Source organism: Desulfosporomusa polytropa (assembly GCF_055380075.1).
In genome coordinates this window covers 3,639,947-3,661,267 of the sequence record NZ_AP042400.1, presented here as the reverse complement: position 1 = coordinate 3,661,267, position 21,321 = coordinate 3,639,947, and the positions used below count along the sequence as shown (strand labels likewise).

The 21,321-nt window shown below is 43.6% G+C and carries 20 protein-coding genes; 19 read left to right on the top strand and 1 reads right to left on the bottom strand.

All coding sequences use genetic code 11. The features are described 5' to 3' along the window. Positions 1–324: 324 nt before the first annotated feature. The 7 genes from ACZ449_RS18825 to ACZ449_RS18795 all read left to right on the top strand — a co-directional run bounded on the left by ACZ449_RS18825 (position 325) and on the right by ACZ449_RS18795 (position 6,813). Entirely contained in the window at positions 325–648 is a 324-nt protein-coding gene (locus ACZ449_RS18825) for a MoaD/ThiS family protein (protein ID WP_464257596.1), read from the top strand. Positions 649–679: 31 nt separating this feature from the next. Continuing rightward, entirely contained in the window at positions 680–883 is a 204-nt protein-coding gene (locus ACZ449_RS18820; protein ID WP_464261904.1) for a hypothetical protein, read from the top strand. A gap of 2 nt (positions 884–885) precedes the next feature. Continuing rightward, positions 886–2,124, top strand: a complete 1,239-nt coding sequence (locus tag ACZ449_RS18815; RefSeq protein WP_464257595.1) for a molybdopterin molybdotransferase MoeA — start codon at positions 886–888, stop codon at positions 2,122–2,124. A gap of 15 nt (positions 2,125–2,139) precedes the next feature. Further along, the gene (locus ACZ449_RS18810) at positions 2,140–4,080 is read left to right on the top strand and encodes a molybdopterin biosynthesis protein (protein WP_464257594.1); all 1,941 of its coding nucleotides are present in this window, start codon (positions 2,140–2,142) and stop codon (positions 4,078–4,080) included. Positions 4,081–4,141: 61 nt separating this feature from the next. Continuing rightward, complete coding sequence (locus tag ACZ449_RS18805) at positions 4,142–5,026, top strand: ABC transporter substrate-binding protein (RefSeq protein WP_464257593.1); 885 nt, start codon at positions 4,142–4,144, stop codon at positions 5,024–5,026. A 12-nt stretch (positions 5,027–5,038) separates the two neighbouring features. Further along, positions 5,039–5,743: an ABC transporter permease gene (locus ACZ449_RS18800; protein ID WP_464257592.1), complete on the top strand. Its 705-nt coding sequence runs from the start codon at positions 5,039–5,041 to the stop codon at positions 5,741–5,743. Further along, positions 5,740–6,813: an ABC transporter ATP-binding protein gene (locus ACZ449_RS18795; RefSeq protein WP_464257591.1), complete on the top strand. Its 1,074-nt coding sequence runs from the start codon at positions 5,740–5,742 to the stop codon at positions 6,811–6,813. Before ACZ449_RS18800 ends, ACZ449_RS18795 begins: the two co-directional genes overlap by 4 nt. Positions 6,814–6,891: 78 nt before the next feature. Here the strand turns inward: ACZ449_RS18795 and ACZ449_RS18790 are convergent, their stop codons facing one another. Further along, positions 6,892–7,773 (bottom strand): LysR family transcriptional regulator, encoded by an 882-nt coding sequence (locus ACZ449_RS18790; RefSeq protein WP_464257590.1) that lies wholly within the window; start codon positions 7,771–7,773, stop codon positions 6,892–6,894. A 170-nt stretch (positions 7,774–7,943) separates the two neighbouring features. Between ACZ449_RS18790 and ACZ449_RS18785 the strand changes: the two genes are divergently transcribed. From ACZ449_RS18785 to mrdA, 12 genes are all read left to right on the top strand, one after another. Beyond that, entirely contained in the window at positions 7,944–8,897 is a 954-nt protein-coding gene (locus ACZ449_RS18785) for a DMT family transporter (protein ID WP_464257589.1), read from the top strand. A 169-nt stretch (positions 8,898–9,066) separates the two neighbouring features. Further along, positions 9,067–10,080 (top strand): ABC transporter substrate-binding protein, encoded by a 1,014-nt coding sequence (locus ACZ449_RS18780; protein ID WP_464257588.1) that lies wholly within the window; start codon positions 9,067–9,069, stop codon positions 10,078–10,080. An 80-nt stretch (positions 10,081–10,160) separates the two neighbouring features. Continuing rightward, positions 10,161–10,961 carry an ABC transporter permease gene (locus ACZ449_RS18775; RefSeq protein ID WP_464257587.1) on the top strand — a complete coding sequence of 267 codons (801 nt, stop codon included), beginning with the start codon at positions 10,161–10,163 and terminating at the stop codon, positions 10,959–10,961. Position 10,962: 1 nt separating this feature from the next. Next, positions 10,963–11,760, top strand: a complete 798-nt coding sequence (locus ACZ449_RS18770; protein ID WP_464257586.1) for an ABC transporter ATP-binding protein — start codon at positions 10,963–10,965, stop codon at positions 11,758–11,760. A 21-nt stretch (positions 11,761–11,781) separates the two neighbouring features. After that, complete coding sequence (locus ACZ449_RS18765; protein ID WP_464257585.1) at positions 11,782–12,951, top strand: pyridoxal phosphate-dependent aminotransferase; 1,170 nt, start codon at positions 11,782–11,784, stop codon at positions 12,949–12,951. 84 nt (positions 12,952–13,035) lie between these two features. Next, positions 13,036–14,151 carry a glycosyl hydrolase family 18 protein gene (locus tag ACZ449_RS18760; protein WP_464257584.1) on the top strand — a complete coding sequence of 372 codons (1,116 nt, stop codon included), beginning with the start codon at positions 13,036–13,038 and terminating at the stop codon, positions 14,149–14,151. A 292-nt stretch (positions 14,152–14,443) separates the two neighbouring features. Continuing rightward, entirely contained in the window at positions 14,444–15,463 is a 1,020-nt protein-coding gene (locus tag ACZ449_RS18755) for a methionine ABC transporter ATP-binding protein (protein WP_464257583.1), read from the top strand. After that, positions 15,439–16,113 carry a methionine ABC transporter permease gene (locus tag ACZ449_RS18750; RefSeq protein ID WP_464257582.1) on the top strand — a complete coding sequence of 225 codons (675 nt, stop codon included), beginning with the start codon at positions 15,439–15,441 and terminating at the stop codon, positions 16,111–16,113. Before ACZ449_RS18755 ends, ACZ449_RS18750 begins: the two co-directional genes overlap by 25 nt. A gap of 14 nt (positions 16,114–16,127) precedes the next feature. Next, entirely contained in the window at positions 16,128–16,964 is an 837-nt protein-coding gene (locus ACZ449_RS18745) for a MetQ/NlpA family ABC transporter substrate-binding protein (protein WP_464257581.1), read from the top strand. A 19-nt stretch (positions 16,965–16,983) separates the two neighbouring features. Continuing rightward, the gene (locus ACZ449_RS18740) at positions 16,984–17,778 is read left to right on the top strand and encodes a DUF169 domain-containing protein (protein WP_464257580.1); all 795 of its coding nucleotides are present in this window, start codon (positions 16,984–16,986) and stop codon (positions 17,776–17,778) included. 169 nt (positions 17,779–17,947) lie between these two features. After that, entirely contained in the window at positions 17,948–19,333 is a 1,386-nt protein-coding gene (locus tag ACZ449_RS18735) for an LCP family protein (RefSeq protein WP_464257579.1), read from the top strand. 146 nt (positions 19,334–19,479) lie between these two features. Further along, positions 19,480–21,294, top strand: coding sequence for a penicillin-binding protein 2 (mrdA, locus tag ACZ449_RS18730; RefSeq protein ID WP_464257578.1), 1,815 nt, complete (start codon positions 19,480–19,482; stop codon positions 21,292–21,294). Positions 21,295–21,321: the final 27 nt, after the last annotated feature.

Here is a 21,321-nt window from a genome sequence, read left to right as displayed (position 1 = left end):
CCCAAAAGCGTTAATTGCCTGGTTTAACAGGAATTGACGCTTTATTTTGTTCTTTTTGAATAATTGGCATAAAATTTGCAATATATACGGTTTATGAGAGTTAAAAATGTTCCCTCTTTATGGTAAAAAGGTTGGTTTATATTCATCATAGCATGAAAGTAAACCAACCTGATTTATATTTTCACTGATTGGAAGGAATAGTTTGTGAGTTAACGGAAACATAGAGTAAATGCGCAATGCATAAGCTATAAAGAACTAACTATACCTATTTATTATGTAGTAAAATGGAGAATATAAAAAAGACTCTCAAAAGGAGGAATATAAATGTCAGAACAAGCTGGGAAAACCATTGAGATACGGGGGTTTCTTCATTTGTATAAGTTTTTTAAGGAGAAAAGCTGGCCCACCCCGTTAGTCATTGATCTTGAGGAGCCTACTACAGGCACTAAACTGGCTGAGCGACTTGAGATTCCCCTGGACGAAATTGAAATAGTTTTTGTAAATGGTTTTGCGCAGTCTTTAGATTTTCCCATTCAGCCAGGCGACCGGATAGCGTTCGTACCCCCAGGCTGTCCCGGTCCATACCGAATGGCTTTAGGTTTTTATTCAAAAAACCAAGGAAATAAATTTAATTTTGTTCGGAAATAAACAATAAGTCATTGAGGAGGATTTCACTTTGATGAAATCAATGGAAATACGTCAAGATATTAAAAATAAACTTGTTGAGTTAGCGAAAGAAGGAAAGCTAACTTGTGTTGAGGCTCATCAGTTAGCTGAGTCAACAGGTGTATCACTGGTAATAATTGGAGAGGTAGCTAAAGAAACCGGAGTAAAAATTTCTGATTGCCAGTTAGGCTGTTTTGGTAAGTATAAGGAGCGTTAAATATGGAATATTTTAATTGCATATCACTAAATGACGCAGAACAATTGATATTGAATGAGTTAGCTGGGCTGATAGTGGGCAGCGAACAAGTCGCTTTGGTTCAAGCACTAGGCCGCATTATGGCCGAGGATGTTGTTAGTAAAGAGGATTTGCCGCCTTTTAGCCGATCGACTGTTGATGGTTTTGCAGTACGTGGCATGGATACGTTTGGGGCCAGCGAAGGTGTGCCTGCATTATTTGATATTGTGGGTGAAGTGGCGATGGGGCAAGAGACCCTTATTCAGTTAAAACCTGGACAGGCTGTGACGATACCAACTGGTGGTATGTTGCCGCTTGGGGCAAATGCTGTTGTTATGATGGAACATACAGAACGACCTGATAATAGCAGTTTACTAGTTTTAAAGGCAGTTGCGCCTGGGGAAAATGTAGTTGTTAAAGGGGAAGATATTAGTAAAGGACGCCTCATATTGAGTCAGGGACGCAAAATTTTGCCGCAGGACATTGGGGCCTTGGCTGCTTGCGGGTATGTAACAGTGCCTGTACGCCAGAAACCTGAGGTCGTAATTATTTCTACCGGCGATGAGGTGGTCGATGTAGCGTGCACTCCGGTAGGCGGTCAAATTCGTGATATTAATTCGTATGCATTGGCGGCCATGATCGAGGATGCCGGGTGTATAGTTAGGCGTCATGGGATAGTAAAAGATCAATATGAGGAATTATTAGCAGCAGTATCGCAGGCAGTGCGGGATTGCAATATGGTAGTTGTATCAGGCGGTAGTTCAGTCGGGGTTCGGGATCATACTGTTAGAGTCCTTACCGAGTTGGGAAAAACTGATGTATTATTTCACGGAGTAGCAGTAAAACCTGGTAAACCCACTATTTTTGGCATGGTTGGAAAAGTACCGGTGTTTGGCTTGCCAGGACATCCTGTAGCAGCAATGACTGTTTGCGCTCAAATAGTAAAACCCGCAATACAAAAGCTCCTTGGTCAGGTTATTAGTGCTAGTTATACTATACCAGCACGGCTGTCGCGCAGTATGGCTTCCGTACCGGGCAGAGATGATTTTATTAGAGTGCAGTTAATTAAGAAGGCGGGTAAATATTGGGCTGAACCGGTTTTAGGGAAATCAGGTTTAATTAGTACTATGTCAACGGCTGATGGCATTGTGCATATTCCAGCAGACAAAGGCGGCTTATATAGCGAGGAAATGGTACAAGTGGAGCTTATTACAAAACAGTAAAGAGGAGGTGGTATTTTGTATAAAGTTAAAGCGTATTTAGACTCCCTGCCGCGGAAGCAGGCTGAGAAGCTATGGTGGGAAAAACTTAGTAATGTGGAGTATTTCACTAGCTTTCCGGTGCAAGAAGTTAGTATCAGTGAGGCGTTAGGGCGAGTAACTGCTCAGTGTGTGTATGCTAGGCAGTCAGTGCCACATTATAATGGTGCGGCAATGGACGGAATTGCGGTAAGGGCGCAGGATACCTTTGGCGCAGGCGAAACTACCCCAAAAGAACTGCGGGTGCTGAAGGCGGGCGAGCCGTTTGTAGATGCCAGTTGCTATATTATAGATACTGGTGATTTAATGCCTTCCGGTACAAATGCGGTCATAATGGTCGAGGATGTACATATGTCAGATGGCTGTGCTGAGATTATTGCAGCTGCTGCGCCATGGCAGCATGTCCGTGTTATTGGTGAAGATATTGTGGCCAATGAAATGGTACTGCCAGAACACCATGTTATTACTCCTTCAGATATTGCGGCTTTGCTGGCCGCAGGACTGGATAGTGTGGAAGTTGTCGCTAAACCTAAAGTAACAGTTATTCCTACTGGCAGTGAATTAGTGGCGACTCATCAGGAACTTACGCCAGGGGCTATTTTAGATGGCAATTCTCATATGTTGTGCGCGGCTGTAACCAATTGGGGGGGCGAGCCGACACGCCACGAGATTGTGTATGATGATTATCAAAAGATTAAAAAAGCGATTGTTGATAGCTTGAAAGTCAGTGATATGGTCATTACTAATGCGGGAACTTCAGCTGGTACAGAAGACTTTACTGCCGATATACTCTCAGAGCTCGGCGAAGTGTTGGTACACGGTGTAGCAATTAAACCAGGTAAACCGGTAGTACTAGCCATCTGCCAGGGAAAACCGGTTATCGGGCTTCCGGGATATCCGGTTTCAGCGATGTTGACAGCAGAGCTATTTGCTCGTAATGTGCTCTATGCTAGACAGAAACTGCCGCAGCCAGAGGTTGAAACAGTGGCGGCTACTATGTCCAGACAAGTTTACTCACATATTGGTGTAGAAGAATATGTTAGGGTGTCGTTAGGCGAAGTGCAGGGCAAAATTGTTGCTGTCCCGTTAGGACGCGGAGCTGGTTTAATAAGCTCCTTAACCAAGGCACAGGGGATGCTGGTCATTAATGAGACTAAAGATGGTTTGGCAGCAGGAACTGTTACCGAAGTTAAACTATTTGGCAGACAACAGGCCAGTAAAAATATTTTATCGGTAGGCAGTCATGACTTGGCACTCGAAATTTTGGGCGTATTTTTAAGGCGGCAGGCAAACCTGGCGTTGTCGTGTGCTAATGTTGGCAGTATGGGGGGGATTATGGCAATACGTAATAATGAGGCGCATATTGCGGGGATACATTTGCTTGATGAAACGACTGGCGAATTTAATGTACCCTATGTAAATCGCTATTTGAAAAATAATGAATCTTGGCGGTTGGTGCATTTAGCCATGCGGGATCAAGGGTTAATGGTTCTGCCGGGTAATCCCAAAGGTATTCAGGGACTGTGTGATTTAGTACGTTCAGATATTGAATACGTCAATCGCCAGCGGGGCGCTGGCACGCGCATGTTGCTGGATTACCAGCTGCAAAAAATCGGTATCGAGTCTAGTAAAATCGCTGGCTATGATAAGGAGGTAGGCACGCATATGGCAGTAGCGGCTACCATTGCCGGCGGTGCTGCTGATACTGGTATGGGTATCCGTGCTGCAGCTAAAGCGCTAGGGCTGGATTTTATTCCGGTAGCGCAGGAGCGGTATGATCTTATTTTGAACTTTTCGCCTGAAGATGAAAGACCGGCATTAATTATCAAGATCTTACAGTCGCCAGAGTTTCAGCAGCAAGTGGAAGCGCTTGGTGGGTATGATTTGAAAGATGCTGGGAAATTGATGGCACTGAGTTGATAATGGGGAAGTATATAGATGTATGAAAAATATAAAATAAGGAATGGGAGCGATAACAAAGATGAATAAAAAGAACAGTAGAAATTTGCTGGCAGTACTACTTATTGGCTTAATGATAGTAGGTTTAGTTGGCTGTGGGGCAAAGCAAGATAAGGCTCCGCAAGAATCAGCAAAACCGGTAGTTCAGGATTTAATACTTGCGACTACTACAAGTACACAAGATAGTGGTTTATTGGATGTGCTTATTCCTGCTTTTGAAAAAAAGACAGGCTATAAAGTAAAAACGATTGCAGTTGGTACTGGTCAAGCTTTAGCTATGGGGGAAAAGGGCGAGGCAGATGTACTTTTGGTGCATGCACCAGATGCTGAGAAAAAAGTGGTTGCCAGTGGTGCGGCTATTAATCGTCTTATGGTTATGCATAATGATTTCATTATCGTTGGAGCTGTTGATGATGTGGCCAAGACTAAAGGCCAGACGGTTACTGCAGCGATGGAAGCTATCGCTAAAGCGCAGGCACCATTTCTTTCGCGTGGCGATAAGTCAGGCACCCATCAGATGGAACAAAAGCTATGGAAACAGGCTGGGGTAGTACCATCAGGGAGCTGGTACCAAGAAGTTGGCGCAGGTATGGGGCAGACGTTAAACATTGCTAATGAGAAAAAGGGCTATACCTTGACAGATCGAGCTACTTTTTTAGCACAAAAGAAAAATTTAGCGTTAGAGATACTGGTAGAAGGCGATGCGAAATTGTTGAATATTTATCATGTAATGGAAGTGAACCCTGAAAAATTTGCTAAAGTTAATAATGCCGGTGCGAAAGCTTTTAGTGCATTTCTCGTATCAAGTGAAGGGCAAGCTTTGATTAGTACTTTTGGCAAAGATAAGTATGGTCAAGCGTTATTTTTCGCAGATGCTGGAAAAACGGAAAAAGATTTTGGATTATAAGAGGCTCTAAGTATGGATAGTATTTTTTCAGGGCTGCTGCAAGCGCTATATCTGCTGGTAAATGGTGATGCTGAGGTTTATGAGGTTGCCATTTTGACCATCAAAGTCTCTGGTTTTGCAACGTTACTTAGTGTGTCGATTGGCATCCCGGTAGGTTTATGGCTGGCTTTGAAAGAATTCCCGGGTAAACAGTTTTTCCTCAGTCTAATTAACTTTGGGATGGGGTTACCGCCAGTGGTCGTAGGCTTATTTGTCAGCTTGTTTTTATGGAGATATGGTCCGCTGGGGATGTTGGGCATAATGTATACGGTCTGGGCGATGATTATCGCTCAGGCCGTTATTGCCAGTCCTATTGTGGCTGGCTTAAGTTTTGCGGCGCTTAGTGGGCTCAACCCTAAATTGCGCCTGCAGTTACTGTCGCTTGGAGCTACCGAGTGGCAGGCTAATTGGCTGTTAATTAAAGAGGCCAAATTAGGCTTATTAGCGGCGGTTATGGCCGGTTTCGGCGGTGTAGTTTCAGAGGTTGGGGCATCGATGATGGTAGGCGGTAATATAAAAGGTCAGACTCGAGTGCTTACGACTGCGACGGTTATGGAAGTAGGCAAAGGCAATTACGATATTGCATTGGCTCTTAGTTTTGTCTTGTTGATTGTCGTATATGGGATAGTAGCGTTGTTAACCTATATGCAAAATAGTGGAAAGCGGGACAGCGTATGAGGCAAGTAATGCTGGAGATAGCTGATATTAAAGTTTTTCGTAATAAGCGGCAGACGTTAACGATTGAGACATTATCGATAACTGCAGGTGAGATTGTTGCCATTGTTGGGCCTAACGGTGCCGGGAAAAGCACACTTTTACAGCTAATTAATATGCATTTATCATATAAAACCGGAAAAATGGTGTTATTTGGAGAAGATGTCGTCGGAGCCGATAAGCATAGTTTGCGCCTAAGGTCTTCGATGGTATTTCAAGAGACGATGCTGTTAGACGATACAGTTTTTGATAATGTCGCATTAGCGTTGCGGTTTCGCGGTATGGCTGAGCGGGAGATACAAGCTAAAGTGAATAAGGCACTAGAGGATTTTCATTGTGCTCATTTGGCGACCAGGATGGCACGTAAATTATCTGGAGGCGAGGCGCAGCGGGTTTGTCTGGCACGTGCACTGGTATATGAACCTGAACTTTTATTATTGGATGAGCCGTTTGCAGCGCTTGATTCGCCGACTCGCAATACCTTGCTGGCGGAATTAAGGCAGGTAGCTATTGCGCGGGGCACTACGGTCATATTAGTCAGTCATAGTTTTAATGATGTTTTGTACTTTGCAGAGAGAGCTGTGGTTTTGCAGGATGGCTGTATTGTGCAAGACGATACGCCAGAAGTAATCTTACGGCGCCCAGTAAATGCGATAATCGCTAGTTTAATCGAGATGGACAATATTTTACCCTGCCAAGTAAAGCAGCAGGGTGATGATATTTTTGTAGAACTGGTTAATGGTGTGCGTTTTGCCTGGAAGGGAAAAACTATGCCAGTGGCGACAGTCTGCTGCCTTCCAGGAGATGCTTTTTATATAGTTGATGAACAGTTGGCCTATCAGCATAATCCGTTGATAGTTATGGAAGGTAATGTTTCACAGATAGTGCCAGGGCTTGGGATGTATCGCATTATGGTAGAGTCGCAAGGCTTGTCATTGACAGTGCGTGTTCCACGGGAGCGAGCTGCCAGCAGAGTAGCAATCGGGATGCAGCTCAAGATAGCATTTAATCCCAGCGAAGCGCAACTTGTTTAACATAGGTATTATTTATCATAATGAATTAAAGCCGTAAGCCATTCAAAAGATGGCTTACGGCTTTTGAAATTATGAGATCTAAAGCTCAGTGTGAGCTTCTTTGAACATTTCAAGGAAATGGGATGCCGCTGTAGATAGAGTGTGCTTTTTTAGCCAGATGATGGCAGCCGTTGTTATGAGTGCGGGACTGGTTATTTTTTGTATCAGCAGCGGCGAGTCTTGGAGAAGATTGATAGTTGTTTCAGGCACAATAGCAATACCCAGTCCCAGCTTAGCCCAAATGAGTAAGGACGTATTGTCATCACTGGTGCAAAGAACATTTGGTTCAAAACCAGCCTGCCGGCAATAATTGATTATTATGGTTTCATAGCGCCGGTGAATTAATAAAGGCTTGTTTTTGATTTTATCAAAAGATAAAGTCTCTTTATCTCCAATGGTAATGGCATTAGGCAGGGCAACCATTACCATAGTTTCCTTTGGTAAGGTTATATAATTATACAGGGAAGTGTTAATGGGAAGACGTACTAACCCAATTTCGATAATGCCGGCATTCAGTAATTCTAATATGCGCCGGGAATCTCCCAGACGTAAGTCAAAAGAAATTTTAGGATAGGTCTGATGAAACTTTTGAACCAATTCGGGTATTAGTGTTCTGCCGGAGGATGTGATTGTACCGATTGTCAGCTTGCCGCTTAGGCCATTGGCCGCTTCCTGTATCTCATCAATGGTGGTGTTAATTAGTTCGATAATTTGTTCGGCTCTATTCTGTAATATACGCCCTGATTCTGTTAAATTAATATGTTTTTTTGTTCTTTCAATGAGTTGTACGCCCAATTCTTTTTCCAGCAAGATAATTTGCTGGCTTAAGGGTGGTTGGGTAATATGCAGTCGGGTGGCCGCTTTGGTAATCTGTCCGGCTTCGGCAATCGCAAGAAAGTATTTTAGTTGGCGAATATCCATGTTGACGACTCCTTCGATCTTACAAGTATTCGATTATCGAATGCAAAATAGTCTTAACAGATATTTTAACTATGTTTCGTATTTTGTTATAATCATACTTGACATAGGGTATGGTGTCAAAGTTGTTTAGTAAACTAATAGTGGCAATCACTAAAAAAGGAATGATAACTGTGAAAAAAGCTTACCTATATATTATACTAGCGGCTGTTATTTTCAGCACCATGGAGATAGCCAGTAAAACTGTGGCAGCTGATATTAATCCCTTTCAACTGAATTTTATCAGGTTCTTGATCGGGGGGGTAATATTACTGCCGGCCTCAATTCAAGCGATAAAAAGAAAAAACAGTAAGTTAAATAGAAATGATTGCTTATATTTTATCTTAACTGGTTTTTTGGGTATCGTCATCAGCATGTCGTTTTTTCAATTTGCTATCCTTTATACGATGGCGTCGACAGTGGCTATTATATTTAGTGCCAATCCTACATTTACAACCCCGATTGCATATTTTTTATTAAATGAAAAGATCAATAAAAAGGTAATGCTATCCCTGACAGTTAGCTTGCTGGGTGTGCTGTTTATTTTAAATCCCTTGGGGATGCATACTGATATGACAGGCATCATTTTAGCCATATTATCGGCAATAACCTTTGCGCTCTATAGTGTTGTTTGTAAAAAGAGAGTAGCAAGGTATGGCAGTGTTGTGATCAATTGTTTTTCTTTTCTGGCAGGTGATATAATTTTATTAGCCTTGATGCTGATTTCACATTTTCCTTTGTTTGATACCTATCAAACAGGAAATATTAACCCGCTTTTAGTCGATATTCCGATAATTTCCGGAATTAATTATAGCAATATTGCCGTTCTTATTTATCTTGGCGTTGTTGTAAGTGGCTTGGGTTTTCTGTTTTACTTCATGGCTATGGAGAAAAGTTCTGCGTCTGTCGCGTCTATCGTATTCTTTATAAAGCCAGCCCTTGCGCCGCTATTTTGTCTCCTTATTTTACAGGAAACTCTTACTACGTACACAATTATAGGAATCATACTAATTTTGGCAGGTGCCTATATTATGATGTTGGGCAATAACGATCATAAACAAGTCGAGGACAGTGGCGTTTATTCTTAAGCAACTATGAATAGTAAACCCCCTCGCCTTGTCTTCCATTGACTCAACGTAAGACAAAGGGCCACGTTAACAGTTTTTCTTATTTTATCTTTAATGAGGAAAAGGATAAAAGCAATTTTGCTCGAATAAATACAGCATAAGAGTTAGTTAATGTTTGGAGGGATTTTTCGTGAAAAAGAAACTGGTATCCATGCTGCTGCTCGCAGCTATGCTAGCAATGGTTGTTGCTGGCTGTGGCGGTAATAAACCCGCAGAAAAAACATCCCAGGGAGGAGAGAAAAAGCCGATTGTTATTGCTTATACTCCCTGGACTGGTTACGGTGCTCTGTTCGTAGCTAAAGAAAAGGGCATGTTTAAAAACAGGGGCATTGAAGTAGAGTTACAATCCATTGAAGGTGTTGGTGACCGGAAACAGGCACTGGTAGCTGGTAAAATCCAGGCTATGGCAGCATCACTTGACGTATCGGTCTCGGCGGCTGGTGAGGGTGTGCCTATGAAATTTGTCTGGGCCTTTGATTCTTCTAATGGTGCCGACGGTCTGATTGTGAGAAAAAGCAAAGGCATTGAAAAAATTGCCGACCTAAAAGGGAAAGAAATTGCTTTCCATCGTGGTTCGGCTTCTCACTTCCTGCTGTCTACCCTGCTAGAGAAAAATGGCTTAACCGATAGTGATGTTAAAGCGGTAGATATGAAAGCCAGCGAGGCGGCTTCAGCCTTTATGGCTGGCAAAGTGGATGCTGCCATTACCTGGGAGCCGCATTTGGGTAAAGCAAAAGCCGCCGGTGAAACCGTGTTGGCGACAACGAAAGATACACCTGGTCTGATTGCTGACATTTTGGCCGTCCGTGAGGATCTGGCGAAAAACAATCCGGAAACAGTACAAGCTATTGTAGCTGCGCTGGCAGAAGCCACCGATTACATGAATAAAAATCCGGAAGAGACCAACAAAATTTTGGCAGACGCTTTCAAGATGAAACCAGAAGAGGTAGCTGCTGATATTCAAACCGTTAAGTTTTATGATTTGAAAGATAACCTTGAGTTTTATGGCACCAAAGAAAAACCAGGGGCTATCTATGAAGTGGGTAAACGGGCCGGTGAATTCTATGTAAAACTGAAGCTGTTATCACAAGCACCTGATTTGAGCAAATATATTGACAATACCTTTATTACCAAAGTTAAGTAGGATCCTAGCGAAGGTCATAAGGCCGCGCTAGAGGCGTTAGCGCTTCTACGCGGCCTTTACAAATTAAGGGAGGATGTATTATGGTCAAATGCAAACTTTTAACACCCAAAGCAGATATTCCTGCGTCCGTATATGTTGCCTTAAGCGCATTGACCTTTGCGCTGTTTGCTGCCATATGGTCGGCGCTTACGTATAGCGATTTGATTCCCCCCATGTTTTTACCGCCGCCAGACAAGGTAGTCAAAGATGGGGCTCTATTATTTTCTGAATTCGATTTAATGAGTGATATCTGGGCCAGTGTGTTCAGAGTGACTGTTGGCTTTTTACTGGCTGCCGTGATTGCTGTACCCCTGGGAATTATGATGGGCAGTCTCAAGGTTTGTGAGGCGCTGGCTGAACCAATGCTTAGTTTTATCCGCTATATGCCGGCCTCGGCTTTTATCCCATTGTTTATTCTGTGGCTGGGTATTGGCGAGAGTGAAAAAATTGCTGTCATATTTTTTGGTACCTTCTTTCCACTGGCACTCATGATAATGGACGTGACTAAGAATGTAGCTCATGATTTGATTGATACGGCCTACACCTTGGGTGTTTCCCGCTGGGGTGTTTTTCGCCGGATTATTCTGCCTGCAAGTATGCCAGGTATTGTGGATACGCTACGGATTGCTTTTGGCTGGGCGTGGACCTACTTGGTTGTAGCGGAGATTGTGGCTGCTGGCTCTGGTCTGGGATTTATGATTATGCAGGCCCAGCGGTTTTTGAAAACAGGCAATATTATTGTCGGGATTATCATAATTGGTGTTATTGGCATTATGATTGATATTGTATTCAAATGGTTATATGCCAGGATGTTCCCCTGGATGGGCAAAGGAGGACGGTAGCATGACAGAAATGACGCAAGCAAAAGTAATCATTGATGGCGTAAGTAAAATATTTACCGGTAAGGAACGTCAGGTTACTGCCTTGGCAGAGGCCAGCTTTACTGTTGCGCCCAGTGAGTTTGTTACCATTCTTGGCCCCTCAGGCTGCGGTAAATCAACCATTTTAAAAATCCTGGCTGGTCTGGAAGAGCCGACCTCAGGCCGGGTACTTCTTGACGGGCGGGAAATAACCGGGCCAGGGAGTGATCGGGGCATGGTGTTCCAGACCTACACCCTGTTTCCCTGGTTGTCTGTGCGGGAAAACATTGAATTTGGCCTGGATGTCGCCGGCAAAAGTAAACAGGAGCGCAAAGACGTTTCTGACCATTATATTGAAAAAATTGGTCTTAAAGGCTTTGAAACCTTTTTCCCCCGTGACTTGTCAGGCGGTATGAAGCAACGGGTGGCCATTGCCCGTGCCTTGGCCAATGATCCTGAAGTGCTGTTAATGGATGAGCCCTTCGGGGCTCTTGATGCCCAGACACGGACGGTTATGCAGGAACTACTTTTAACTGTATGGGATGAGTCCCACAAAACTATTCTTTTCGTTACTCATGATGTTGACGAGGCCGTCTTTCTTGGCGATACCATCTATGTAATGACGGCCCGGCCGGGGCGGATTAAGGCAAAGATTGCTGTGGATTTGCCTAATCAACGGACCTTTGATCTAAAACTTACTGACAACTTTATGTGCATAAAAAAAGAAGTTATGGGGCTTATTCGGGAAGAAGCATGGAAAGCCGCTAATACTAATACGTAAATCACGGAGGGATGGGCAACAATGAAAAATTTATCTAAGATTACCGAAACTTTTTCCGAATCAGTCATCCGGGAAATGACCCGCATCTGTGATGAAGCAGGCGGCTACAACTTGTCCCAGGGGTTTCCGGATTTTGAAAGTCCTAAAGCTATTCAGGAAGCGGCCATTCGCGCGATCCAGGAGGGGTATAACCAGTACCCGGTAACCTTCGGTGAACCTGAACTCAGAGAGGCTATCAGCCGGAGGGTTCGTGAGTATAATCACATAGAGTGCGACCCTAAGACTGATATTACCGTCACTTGTGGTGGCACAGAGGCTATGATTGCCACACTGAAGGCAATCATTAATCCTGGTGATGAGATCATTATCTTTGAGCCATTTTACGAAAATTACGGCCCGGATTCCATTTTGTCAGGAGCTACACCGCGCTATGTAACATTATATGGTCCTGATTGGCACTATTCAGCAGAAGAGCTGGCAGCTGCCTTCAATGAAAAGACCAAGGCCATCATTATTAATACGCCTAATAATCCAACAGGCAAAGTATTTACCAGGGATGAGCTTGCGGAAATTGCAACCTTATGTATCAAGTGGGATACTTATGCTGTAGCTGATGAAATCTATGAACATATTCTCTACGACGGGGCCGAGCATGTATCAATTGCGTCTCTGCCAGGTATGGCTGAGCGTACAATCACCATTAACTCCATCTCCAAGACCTATTCAGTCACTGGGTGGCGGGTAGGCTGGGCCATTGCTGCGCCGGATATTACCAAACGCATTCGTAAGGTTCATGACTTTTTTACTGTTGGAGCACCTACGCCTTTTCAGCATGCTGCTGCCGAGGGCATGACCTTTGGCCCGGAATACTATGAGGGGTTGAAAAAGCATTATGGCGAAGCCCGTGACTTTGTTCTGGGCGCATTGCGCCAAGCTGGTTTCAAATGCGAACTGCCCAAAGGAGCTTATTATGTTCTTGCAGATGCCAGTGAGATTATGGCGCGTTTAGGAATAACCGATGATACTGCCTTTAGCCGCAAACTGATTGAATTGACAGGTGTGGCGACTGTGCCAGGCTCCTCGTTTTATGCTGACAAAGCCAAAGGCAGTCGTCAAGTCCGGTTCTGTTTCTGTAAAAAATGGGAAACACTAGAGCATGTTGCACAAGTGTTGACCAAGCTGCCTAAGTAATTATATTTTTATATACGATGCACATAAGAACTGTCACCCAGTCAATACTAGAGTTGATGCAAATTAACAATAGTAACAGAAAGGGTGACAGTTTTGCGCGTTAATACATACTACAAGGGTATCGCATGTGTTCTCCTCACGCTATTTGTCATTGCTGCTGTTGTTGTCGGCGGCTGCGGCACGGCTAACAAACCGGCTCCCAAGCTACTGCCTGATGATCAGGCTAAACAAACCAGTCCTGGTGCACCAGGCAATGTTGCTATGCCACCACGAATGGTAATTGGTTATTATGAGAATCCCTGGCCGGGAACACCAGACCAGACAGGCTCTTTTCCCAGTATGAAAGCCCATGCCAAGAGCATGTCGGCAGTCGGTCCCTTCTGGTATCGAGCTACCGCTGATGGCACACTGGAAGCCAAGGACAGTCAGCTGGTCTTTGACACGGCCCGTCAGCTTGGCCTTGCCATGTACCCGCTGGTAACAAATAAAACAGGGGCTACTGATGCTGTCCTGGGAGATCCGGCCATCCGCACTAAGGTAACAGACAGTATCGTTAAGATGGTTAAGGAAAAAGGCTATGATGGTATTAATATCGACTTTGAGTTGTTGCCGCCTAAGCACAAAGATAACTTGACAGCCTTCATGGCCGAATTATATCCTAAGATGAAGGCTATCAATAAATTGGTTATTATCTCGGTATTTCCCCGGGTGGATGTGGCAGAAGACGTGTCTGGTGCCTATGATTATCCGCAGCTAGCCCCCAATACCGATTTCCTGCAAATCATGACTTATGACAACCACTGGGCCACCTCAGAGCCTGGTGCTATTGCACCAGTCGACTGGTATGAGAAAAATATCAAGTACGCGATTGAACAATGTGGCGGACCACATAAGGTTATTATTGGAGTCAGTGCCTATGGTTATGATTGGGTAGGGAAAAAGGGCGAAACTATAAAATATGTTGACGCTATTGTATTAGCAGAAAAAAATGGTGCAAAAATTAACTTTGATGACAAAGCTAAGGCCCCGTGGTTTAAATACAAGGATCACGAAGTCTGGTTTGAAAATGATAAAAGTACGGCTGCTAAACTAGACATTGTGGCCAAATATAATCCGGCGGGCATTGCTATTTGGCGTTTAGGTCAAGAGCAACCGGAAATATGGGGTACTATCGATAAAAAGTTTCCCAAAGGACAGTGAGTGCAAAGACCCTGCCATGAATATGGCAGGGTCTTTGTGTAGCAATGTACTGGCTTGCAGGCAGACTTTTTTGGCCTTTTACACTTCTTCCTAATATGTTGTATATAGATAATATATTTAATATAAATTGACTTTTTCCATACATAACTGTAAAATGTACTACATAATAAGGGATTATTGGATATAGTACTAGGGCGATACCTAAAGGTAGATACTGTTGTGGCAGCTAACGTTGTTTGATGATTTTTGGCGTAGTGGCCATATTTTTTTTGTGATGCAGGGGGGCTAACAATTGATTAGAATAAAGGGACTTACTAAATCGTTTGGTGATTCACAGATTCTTAAGGGTGTTGATATTAACATTCCCCCAGGAATGATTTACGGATTAGTGGGGCGCAGTGGCGCCGGAAAATCTACCTTGCTTAGATGCATTAACGGCTTAGAAACTTATGAGCAAGGAAGCTTACTTGTCGAGGGGGTAGATGTAAAATCTCTTTCAGGAAAAGCGGCGAGGGAGTTTCGTAAGGAAATCGGCATGATTTTCCAGCAGTTTTCGTTGCTTACCAGGCTTTCGGTTTATGAAAATATTGCGCTTCCGCTAAAGTGTTGGAAATACAGTAATTCTTACATAGATAACAAGGTAAAAGAACTATTGGAGATAATTGGATTGCCTGACAAAATTCATGCTAAACCAAAAGAGCTTTCCGGGGGACAAAAACAAAGGGTCGCAATTGCCAGGGCCTTGGCTATGAGTCCGAAGATATTGCTTTGTGATGAGGCTACATCAGCCTTAGATCCGAAAACCGCAAAATCAATTACGTCCCTTTTGAACCAAATTAATCAGGATTTGGGGATTACTATTGTTGTTGTTACTCATCAGATGACGGTATTGCGAAGTGTATGTGAAGAAATTGCGATTTTGGAAAACGGGAAATTGGAAGTAAGCGGTCCTGTAGAAGAAATGTTTTTAAAGCAGCCGCAGGCACTTAAAAATTTGATTGGCCAAAAAGACATGGTATTGTTGCAAGAGGGAATAAATATTAAGATACTTCTTTCTCATGAGATTTCTTGTCAACCGGTGATTACAAAGATGGCGCGGGAACTTTCTATTGATTTTATGATTTTAGGCGGAGAAATGGAAAGTTTTAAAAATAGTACATTGGGATCAATAATTATCAATGTACCGAGTCAACATCTTAAGGCAGTAAAGGAGTACTTTTCCGACAATAATGTTATGTGGGAAATTGTGGAACGAAATGAACAGTCTTCAGCGGAGGAGGATGATCAATGTTTGGCAATGAATTTTGGGTAGAATTACTAAAATATTTTGATAAGATTATTGCTCCTGCTATTTTTTCCACAATACGGATGGTTACCGCCACAATGATTATTGCATCTATTCTTGGATTTGGACTTGCGGTATTGCTCACATTGTATGGGCCGCAAGGGTTGCGTCCTAGAAAAAATATATATAAGGTACTTGATTTTATTGTAAATTCAATTAGATCGTTTCCGGCGTTGATTCTTATCGTAGCGATATCGCCGATAACCAGGATGGCGGTGGGAACAACGATCGGGGAAAAGGCAGCTATTTTACCGCTAACCTTGGCGGCAACGCCGTTTATTGCACGATTGATTGAAGACAGCTTTAAAGAAGTGGACAAGCAGCTTATTGAGGCAGCCAGATCCTTCGGTGCTTCTGACATGCAGATCATATTTAGGGTTATGGTAAAAGAATCTATTCCATCACTAATTTCTATTGCCACATTGACTGCAATCACCTATCTTGCGGCAACCACTATGGCTGGAGCTGTTGGGGCTGGTGGTTTAGGAGCAGTCGCCTTAAATTACGGGTATCAAAGTTTTAATAACACGATTCTTTATACTTCAGTATTTATATTATTTGTAATGGTCCAAATTATTCAAGGTGTTGGGACTTGGTTATACAAAAAAATATTATAAGTTGGGGGAAAATTATGAAAAAAATAATGGGAAGATTGGTTTGTATTTTTACGGCAATCATTGTAGTGATGTCCTTGTTTGGTTGTTCAAGCAATGCGCCCGAGCAGGCAAATAAAGCAGCTCAACCAGGCAAAAAAGTAATTCAAATAGCCTGCGTTTCAACCATTGACCCAATTGTTGGCTGGCTGCAAGAAGGAATGGCACCATTGGGATACGAGGTAAAGACAGTAATGTTTGATGCAAATCAGTTGCCTGCGACGGCTCTCAGAGATGGGAATGTGGATGGACTGATTACTAACCATTTGCCTTGGATACAGACCTTTAATAAAGAGAACAACTGTGATCTTCAAATGCCTAAGCCGTACACTTATTATTCACGTACAGCAGTCTATTCTGTCAAACATAAAACAATTGATGCAATTCCACAAAATGCGCAGATTGCTGTTCCGGGCGATCCATCCAATATGGATAGAAGCCTGCTAACATTAAGAGACATGGGGCTTCTTACTTTGGGAGAAAAAAAGGGAAACTTCTACACCATTCTTGATATTAAGGATAATCCAAAAAATATAAAAATTATTGAAACTGATATTACCCAAACGATCAGAAGTATCAATGATGTTGACGCAGTGATTACGGGAGCCAATAGAGTAAAGTTGGCTGGTTTTGACCACAATAGTTTTCTTTATGATGACCCAACTAATAAAAACTATCCAATCGGCCTTGTCGTGAATGCAAAGGATATGGATGCTCAATGGGTAAAGGATGCTATGAAGGTTACCCAATCTGATGAATTTAGAAATAAATTCAATAAACATTTTAATGGGACATATGTTCTCTATAATAACTAAGAAGTGAGGGATCTATGTTATGGATAGGGAGAAAATAAATCAGGCGGTAATTAAAGCCAATTGTGCGCTTGAATTGGAACGCACAATTGTAGGAATGAAATTTCTATTTAATGAAGAAGAGTTTCAGCAAGCAACTGCCAAACCAATCGAAGCTCCCATGCATTACTGTGCCATGGTTAAAGCGGCTACGGCAGGAAATGGCGTAAAAGCTGCTGCTAAAAATTTCGGTTGTCAGGGAGCAGCAAGAGCGCTTGGTATGATAGAACCAGAAGAAGCATTTATTTCCGGCAAGCATTACCTCAAACTAGGGCTCTATCAGGATTTAATTACTGCTAAAAATGCCCGTAATAGCATGACTTTGTGTCAGCATAAGGCGTATGGAGTAATGGTAAAGCCGTTGGAAGACTTTGACGAGGAACCGGATATTGTTCTTATTATTACAAATCCTTATATTGCTATGAGGATTGTGCAGGGGTATACCTATAAATATGGGATGCATACAGCCTTTAAGCTGTCAGGTAATCAGGCATTATGCTCTGAATGCACGGCATATCCCTTTGAAAGTAATAATATCAATATTTCTATGCTATGTGGCGGTACAAGGAATAAAGCCGGTTGGGGCGAGAATGAAATTGGCATTGGTATGCCCTTTAACAGATTTAGTGCGGTGATTGACGGCGTGTACAAAACGGTAAATGCCATGGAACCAAATCGTAATAAAGTTAAGATTGAAAAAAAACTTAAACAAAACGAGCTAAATGATCTTACAATAGAGTATAACAAAAACTATTTTACACGATCACTCCAGAAATAGTTGTTAGGCATTTAGTTAAATAGTTACGGCAGGGGAATTTTAAAAAAATTCTTGACCTAAAACTACATCATTTGCTATACTTCAAGATAAGCCCCCGGTGCTAGGGGGCTTATCTTGTTGTGTAATTAAATTAAATGTTGCAAAAAGATGACGAAAGGGTGATTGTGTCATGGCATCACGCCTCGAAAAACGGATTACGGATCAGCGCAAAACCCGGCGCAACCGGGTTTTGCTTATATTAACCTGTTTTCTTTTATTTATTAGCGTAGCTGGTGCTACCTATTATTGGGCAACTGGTGGCACATTTGAGAAGGCCCGGCGGGTTGGTGCCGATGTTGTCGGGTTGCCGCATAAGGTTAATATTTTGGTAATGGGCGTTGATGAACGCAGTGACGATGTGGGGCGTTCAGATACGATGATGGTTGTTACGGTGGATACTTCGACAAAGCAAGTATCGATATTGTCAGTACCGCGCGATACCAGAGTTAAGATTCCCGGCTATGGCTGGGACAAAATTAACCATGCTTATGCCTATGGCGGACATAAAGTTTCGCAGAAGGCTGTCGAGGATTTACTGGGTATTCCGATGGATTATTATGTTCTAATTAACTTTGCCGCCTTCAATAAAATTGTTGATGCCGTTGGCGGTGTGACGATTGATGTTGAAAAACGGATGTATTATGAAGATCCTTATGATAATCTAGTGATTGATCTGCAGCCTGGCGAGCAAAAACTGGATGGGCGCACAGCTATTAAATACGTGCGTTACCGGGATGAAGAAGGCGATATTGGTCGGATTGCCCGTCAACAAAAATTCCTCAAAGCTATGCTTGACGAAGTGGCCAGTCCGTTTATTCTGCCGCGGGTACCAAGCATCATCAGGGAGGTAAATGCTGCTGTTACGACCGATATGACAACATCTGATATGCTCAAGCTGGCGAAACTGTTAAACGATGCCAGTAAGGCCGGCTTGAAGGCGGCCATGGTGCCAGGAAAACCGGCATATATTGACGATATTAGCTATTGGTTGCCTGACATAACCGAATTGCGAGCCTACGTGGCCGCATCGCAAGGCATGACAGCCGACGACAAGTATTTTGCTGAAGTGCGTACTACAGCTACGCAATATGAGCGTTCCATTCCAAAAGAAATGAAAATTGTCGAGTTGCCCAAGAAAGCAGATGAAACCAAGGATCCCAAAAAACCTGCTGTAACTGATCCTAAGGTCCCCAATAAACCAACGACCACTGATAAGCCGAAAGTTCCTGAACCCAAGGCTGCTGCTAGTGGTAAGTTGCAGTTTGAGGTAGTAAATGCCAGCGGTATTTCGGGTGCTGGAGAAAAAATGGCAGCAACCCTCCGCGGTCAGGGCTATAATGTTATCAGTGTGTCAGGGTCTGATTCGGGCAATAAGAATACCCTGGTTGTTGCTAATAGCAGTGAAGCCAGTGGCAGGTTGACAGGCTTGCCTTTCAATTATGCGCTGCAGATTAACAATGATAGCAGCAGGGCGAATGTAGTGAAAGTAATAATTGGCAAAGATTACTCGAATTAATAGAAAAGCGAGCGTTGTTACGACAACGCAATAGTTAGCCTGCCTTCTGCAATTGTAGAAGGCAGGCTATTTCTTTGTCATTAATGGGATACTATATAGGCTACATTCAGGAACATACGTAATTTGTTGGGAAAAGGTGACAACATATGTGGGACGAAAGAAGCCGCCGCATTGGGATATTAGCCATAATTGTCATTGGTATAATCAGTGTACTTGTTTTTAGACTGGTATGGTTGCAACTGTTTCAGGGTAGTCAATATAAGAAAATAGCGGAACAGAACCGTACCAGGCAGATTGCCGCAGTGGCACCGCGCGGTACTATGTATGACAGAAATGGTGCCGTCATTGTGACTAATAGACCGAGTTTTGCTATATCCATTATTCCTAATGAATATGACAATTCAGAAGAAACTACCTTGTTATTAGCCGCTATTGCCGGAGTAGCTGCCGATGAGATTCGGCAATTGTTGCAGGCTAGTGCGGATTTTCCCTATACGCCGATACAAATTAAGCGGGATGTTGATACGGCCACTATTGCCAAAATCGAGGAGCGTCAGTATTATCTGCCAGGCGTAGTCATTGAGGCTATTCCTGCCAGGCACTATGTGTATAATGAGCTGGCAGCCCATGTGTTGGGCTTTATTGGTTATATTAATCAGGAAGAATATGCAGCGCGTAAATTAGAAGGATATCGTCCGAATGCTCTAATTGGTAAGGACGGCTTGGAAGGGGAGTGGGAAAGTCTGCTGCGGGGTAAAGACGGTGCACGGCAGATTGAAGTCAATGCAGTAGGGAAAGACATACAACCATTGGATGATCGCCCGGCAAAGCCGGGACAGGGTCTGGTGCTAACTCTAGACGCCAACTTACAGCAAGCTGCCGAAGCGGCATTGGCGGCGCAAGTGATAGAAAGCCGAAAACTAGGTGCGCCAGCAAAGGGCGGCGCTGTTGTTGTGATTGATGTCAAAACAGGCGGCCTATTAGTTATGGCTAGCAACCCAGCCTTTGATCCCAATCGGTTTGCCGGCGGCATTAGCAATAAGGACTGGAACCAGCTTATCAATAATCCCAATAATCCGCTCACTAACCGGGCCATCCAAAATTCCTATCCACCTGCCTCGGTGTTTAAACTTATCACAGCCTCGGCTGCGCTAGCGATGCAGGTAACGACAACACAGGAAATATTTGATGACAAAGGGGTCTATGTCCTAAACGGCTGGAGTTTTTATGGTTGGGATACCAAGGGGCTTGGAAAATTGAATATTGCCGATGCGTTGGCGTGGTCAAGTGACCCTGTATTTTATGAATTAGGCAACCGCATAGGGGCGGATAATTTAGCCTCCTATGCATTGACCTTTGGCTATGGACAAGCAACTGGCATTAAGCTGGCAGGTGAGACCAAGGGGCTTGTTCCGACTACTGCGTGGAAGCAGGAAAATTACGGCGAAGCCTGGTATCCAGGCGAAACCTTGATTGCTGCTATCGGTCAAGGCTATTATCTGGCAACCCCCTTACAGCAAGCTATGCTTGCCATGACGATTGCCACCGGCGGTATTGTTTACAAGCCGAGACTTGTAGATAAAGTGCTGACAATAGAAGGAACTATTGGTCAACAGTTTGAGCCTGAGGTTATAAGGACGGTGTACCTCAGACCTGAAGTGTGGGAGGTTATCCGCCAGGGAATGCTGGCGGTTACGACTCGAGGGACAGGGGCTGCGACATTCCAGGGATTTTCCAAAAAAGTGGCAGGTAAATCCGGTTCAGCCGAAACCGGGCGTGGGACTACACATTCCTGGTTTGTCTGTTATGCGCCGGCAGAAAATCCGGAGATTGCCATGGCGGTCTTTGTGGAAGACGGCGGCGAGGGTTCGCTGGCAGCGGCGCCTGTCACTCGCCGCGTGTTGGAGGCTTACTTTGGACTGCCTGGCAGACCGCTGCCGCCTGCTGCTAAAACCGATTAAAATATAAAGAAAAATTACCTTTTGACA

Coding starts and splice junctions, on each gene's coding strand:
- ACZ449_RS18825 (WP_464257596.1), top strand. CDS start 325: ATGTCAGAACAAGCTGGGAAAACCATTGAGATACGGGGGTTTCTTCAT.
- ACZ449_RS18820 (WP_464261904.1), top strand. CDS start 680: ATGAAATCAATGGAAATACGTCAAGATATTAAAAATAAACTTGTTGAG.
- ACZ449_RS18815 (WP_464257595.1), top strand. CDS start 886: ATGGAATATTTTAATTGCATATCACTAAATGACGCAGAACAATTGATA.
- ACZ449_RS18805 (WP_464257593.1), top strand. CDS start 4,142: ATGAATAAAAAGAACAGTAGAAATTTGCTGGCAGTACTACTTATTGGC.
- ACZ449_RS18800 (WP_464257592.1), top strand. CDS start 5,039: ATGGATAGTATTTTTTCAGGGCTGCTGCAAGCGCTATATCTGCTGGTA.
- ACZ449_RS18795 (WP_464257591.1), top strand. CDS start 5,740: ATGAGGCAAGTAATGCTGGAGATAGCTGATATTAAAGTTTTTCGTAAT.
- ACZ449_RS18790 (WP_464257590.1), bottom strand. CDS start 7,773: ATGGATATTCGCCAACTAAAATACTTTCTTGCGATTGCCGAAGCCGGA.
- ACZ449_RS18775 (WP_464257587.1), top strand. CDS start 10,161: ATGGTCAAATGCAAACTTTTAACACCCAAAGCAGATATTCCTGCGTCC.
- ACZ449_RS18770 (WP_464257586.1), top strand. CDS start 10,963: ATGACAGAAATGACGCAAGCAAAAGTAATCATTGATGGCGTAAGTAAA.
- ACZ449_RS18765 (WP_464257585.1), top strand. CDS start 11,782: ATGAAAAATTTATCTAAGATTACCGAAACTTTTTCCGAATCAGTCATC.
- ACZ449_RS18750 (WP_464257582.1), top strand. CDS start 15,439: ATGTTTGGCAATGAATTTTGGGTAGAATTACTAAAATATTTTGATAAG.
- ACZ449_RS18745 (WP_464257581.1), top strand. CDS start 16,128: ATGAAAAAAATAATGGGAAGATTGGTTTGTATTTTTACGGCAATCATT.
- ACZ449_RS18740 (WP_464257580.1), top strand. CDS start 16,984: ATGGATAGGGAGAAAATAAATCAGGCGGTAATTAAAGCCAATTGTGCG.
- ACZ449_RS18735 (WP_464257579.1), top strand. CDS start 17,948: ATGGCATCACGCCTCGAAAAACGGATTACGGATCAGCGCAAAACCCGG.
- mrdA (WP_464257578.1), top strand. CDS start 19,480: ATGTGGGACGAAAGAAGCCGCCGCATTGGGATATTAGCCATAATTGTC.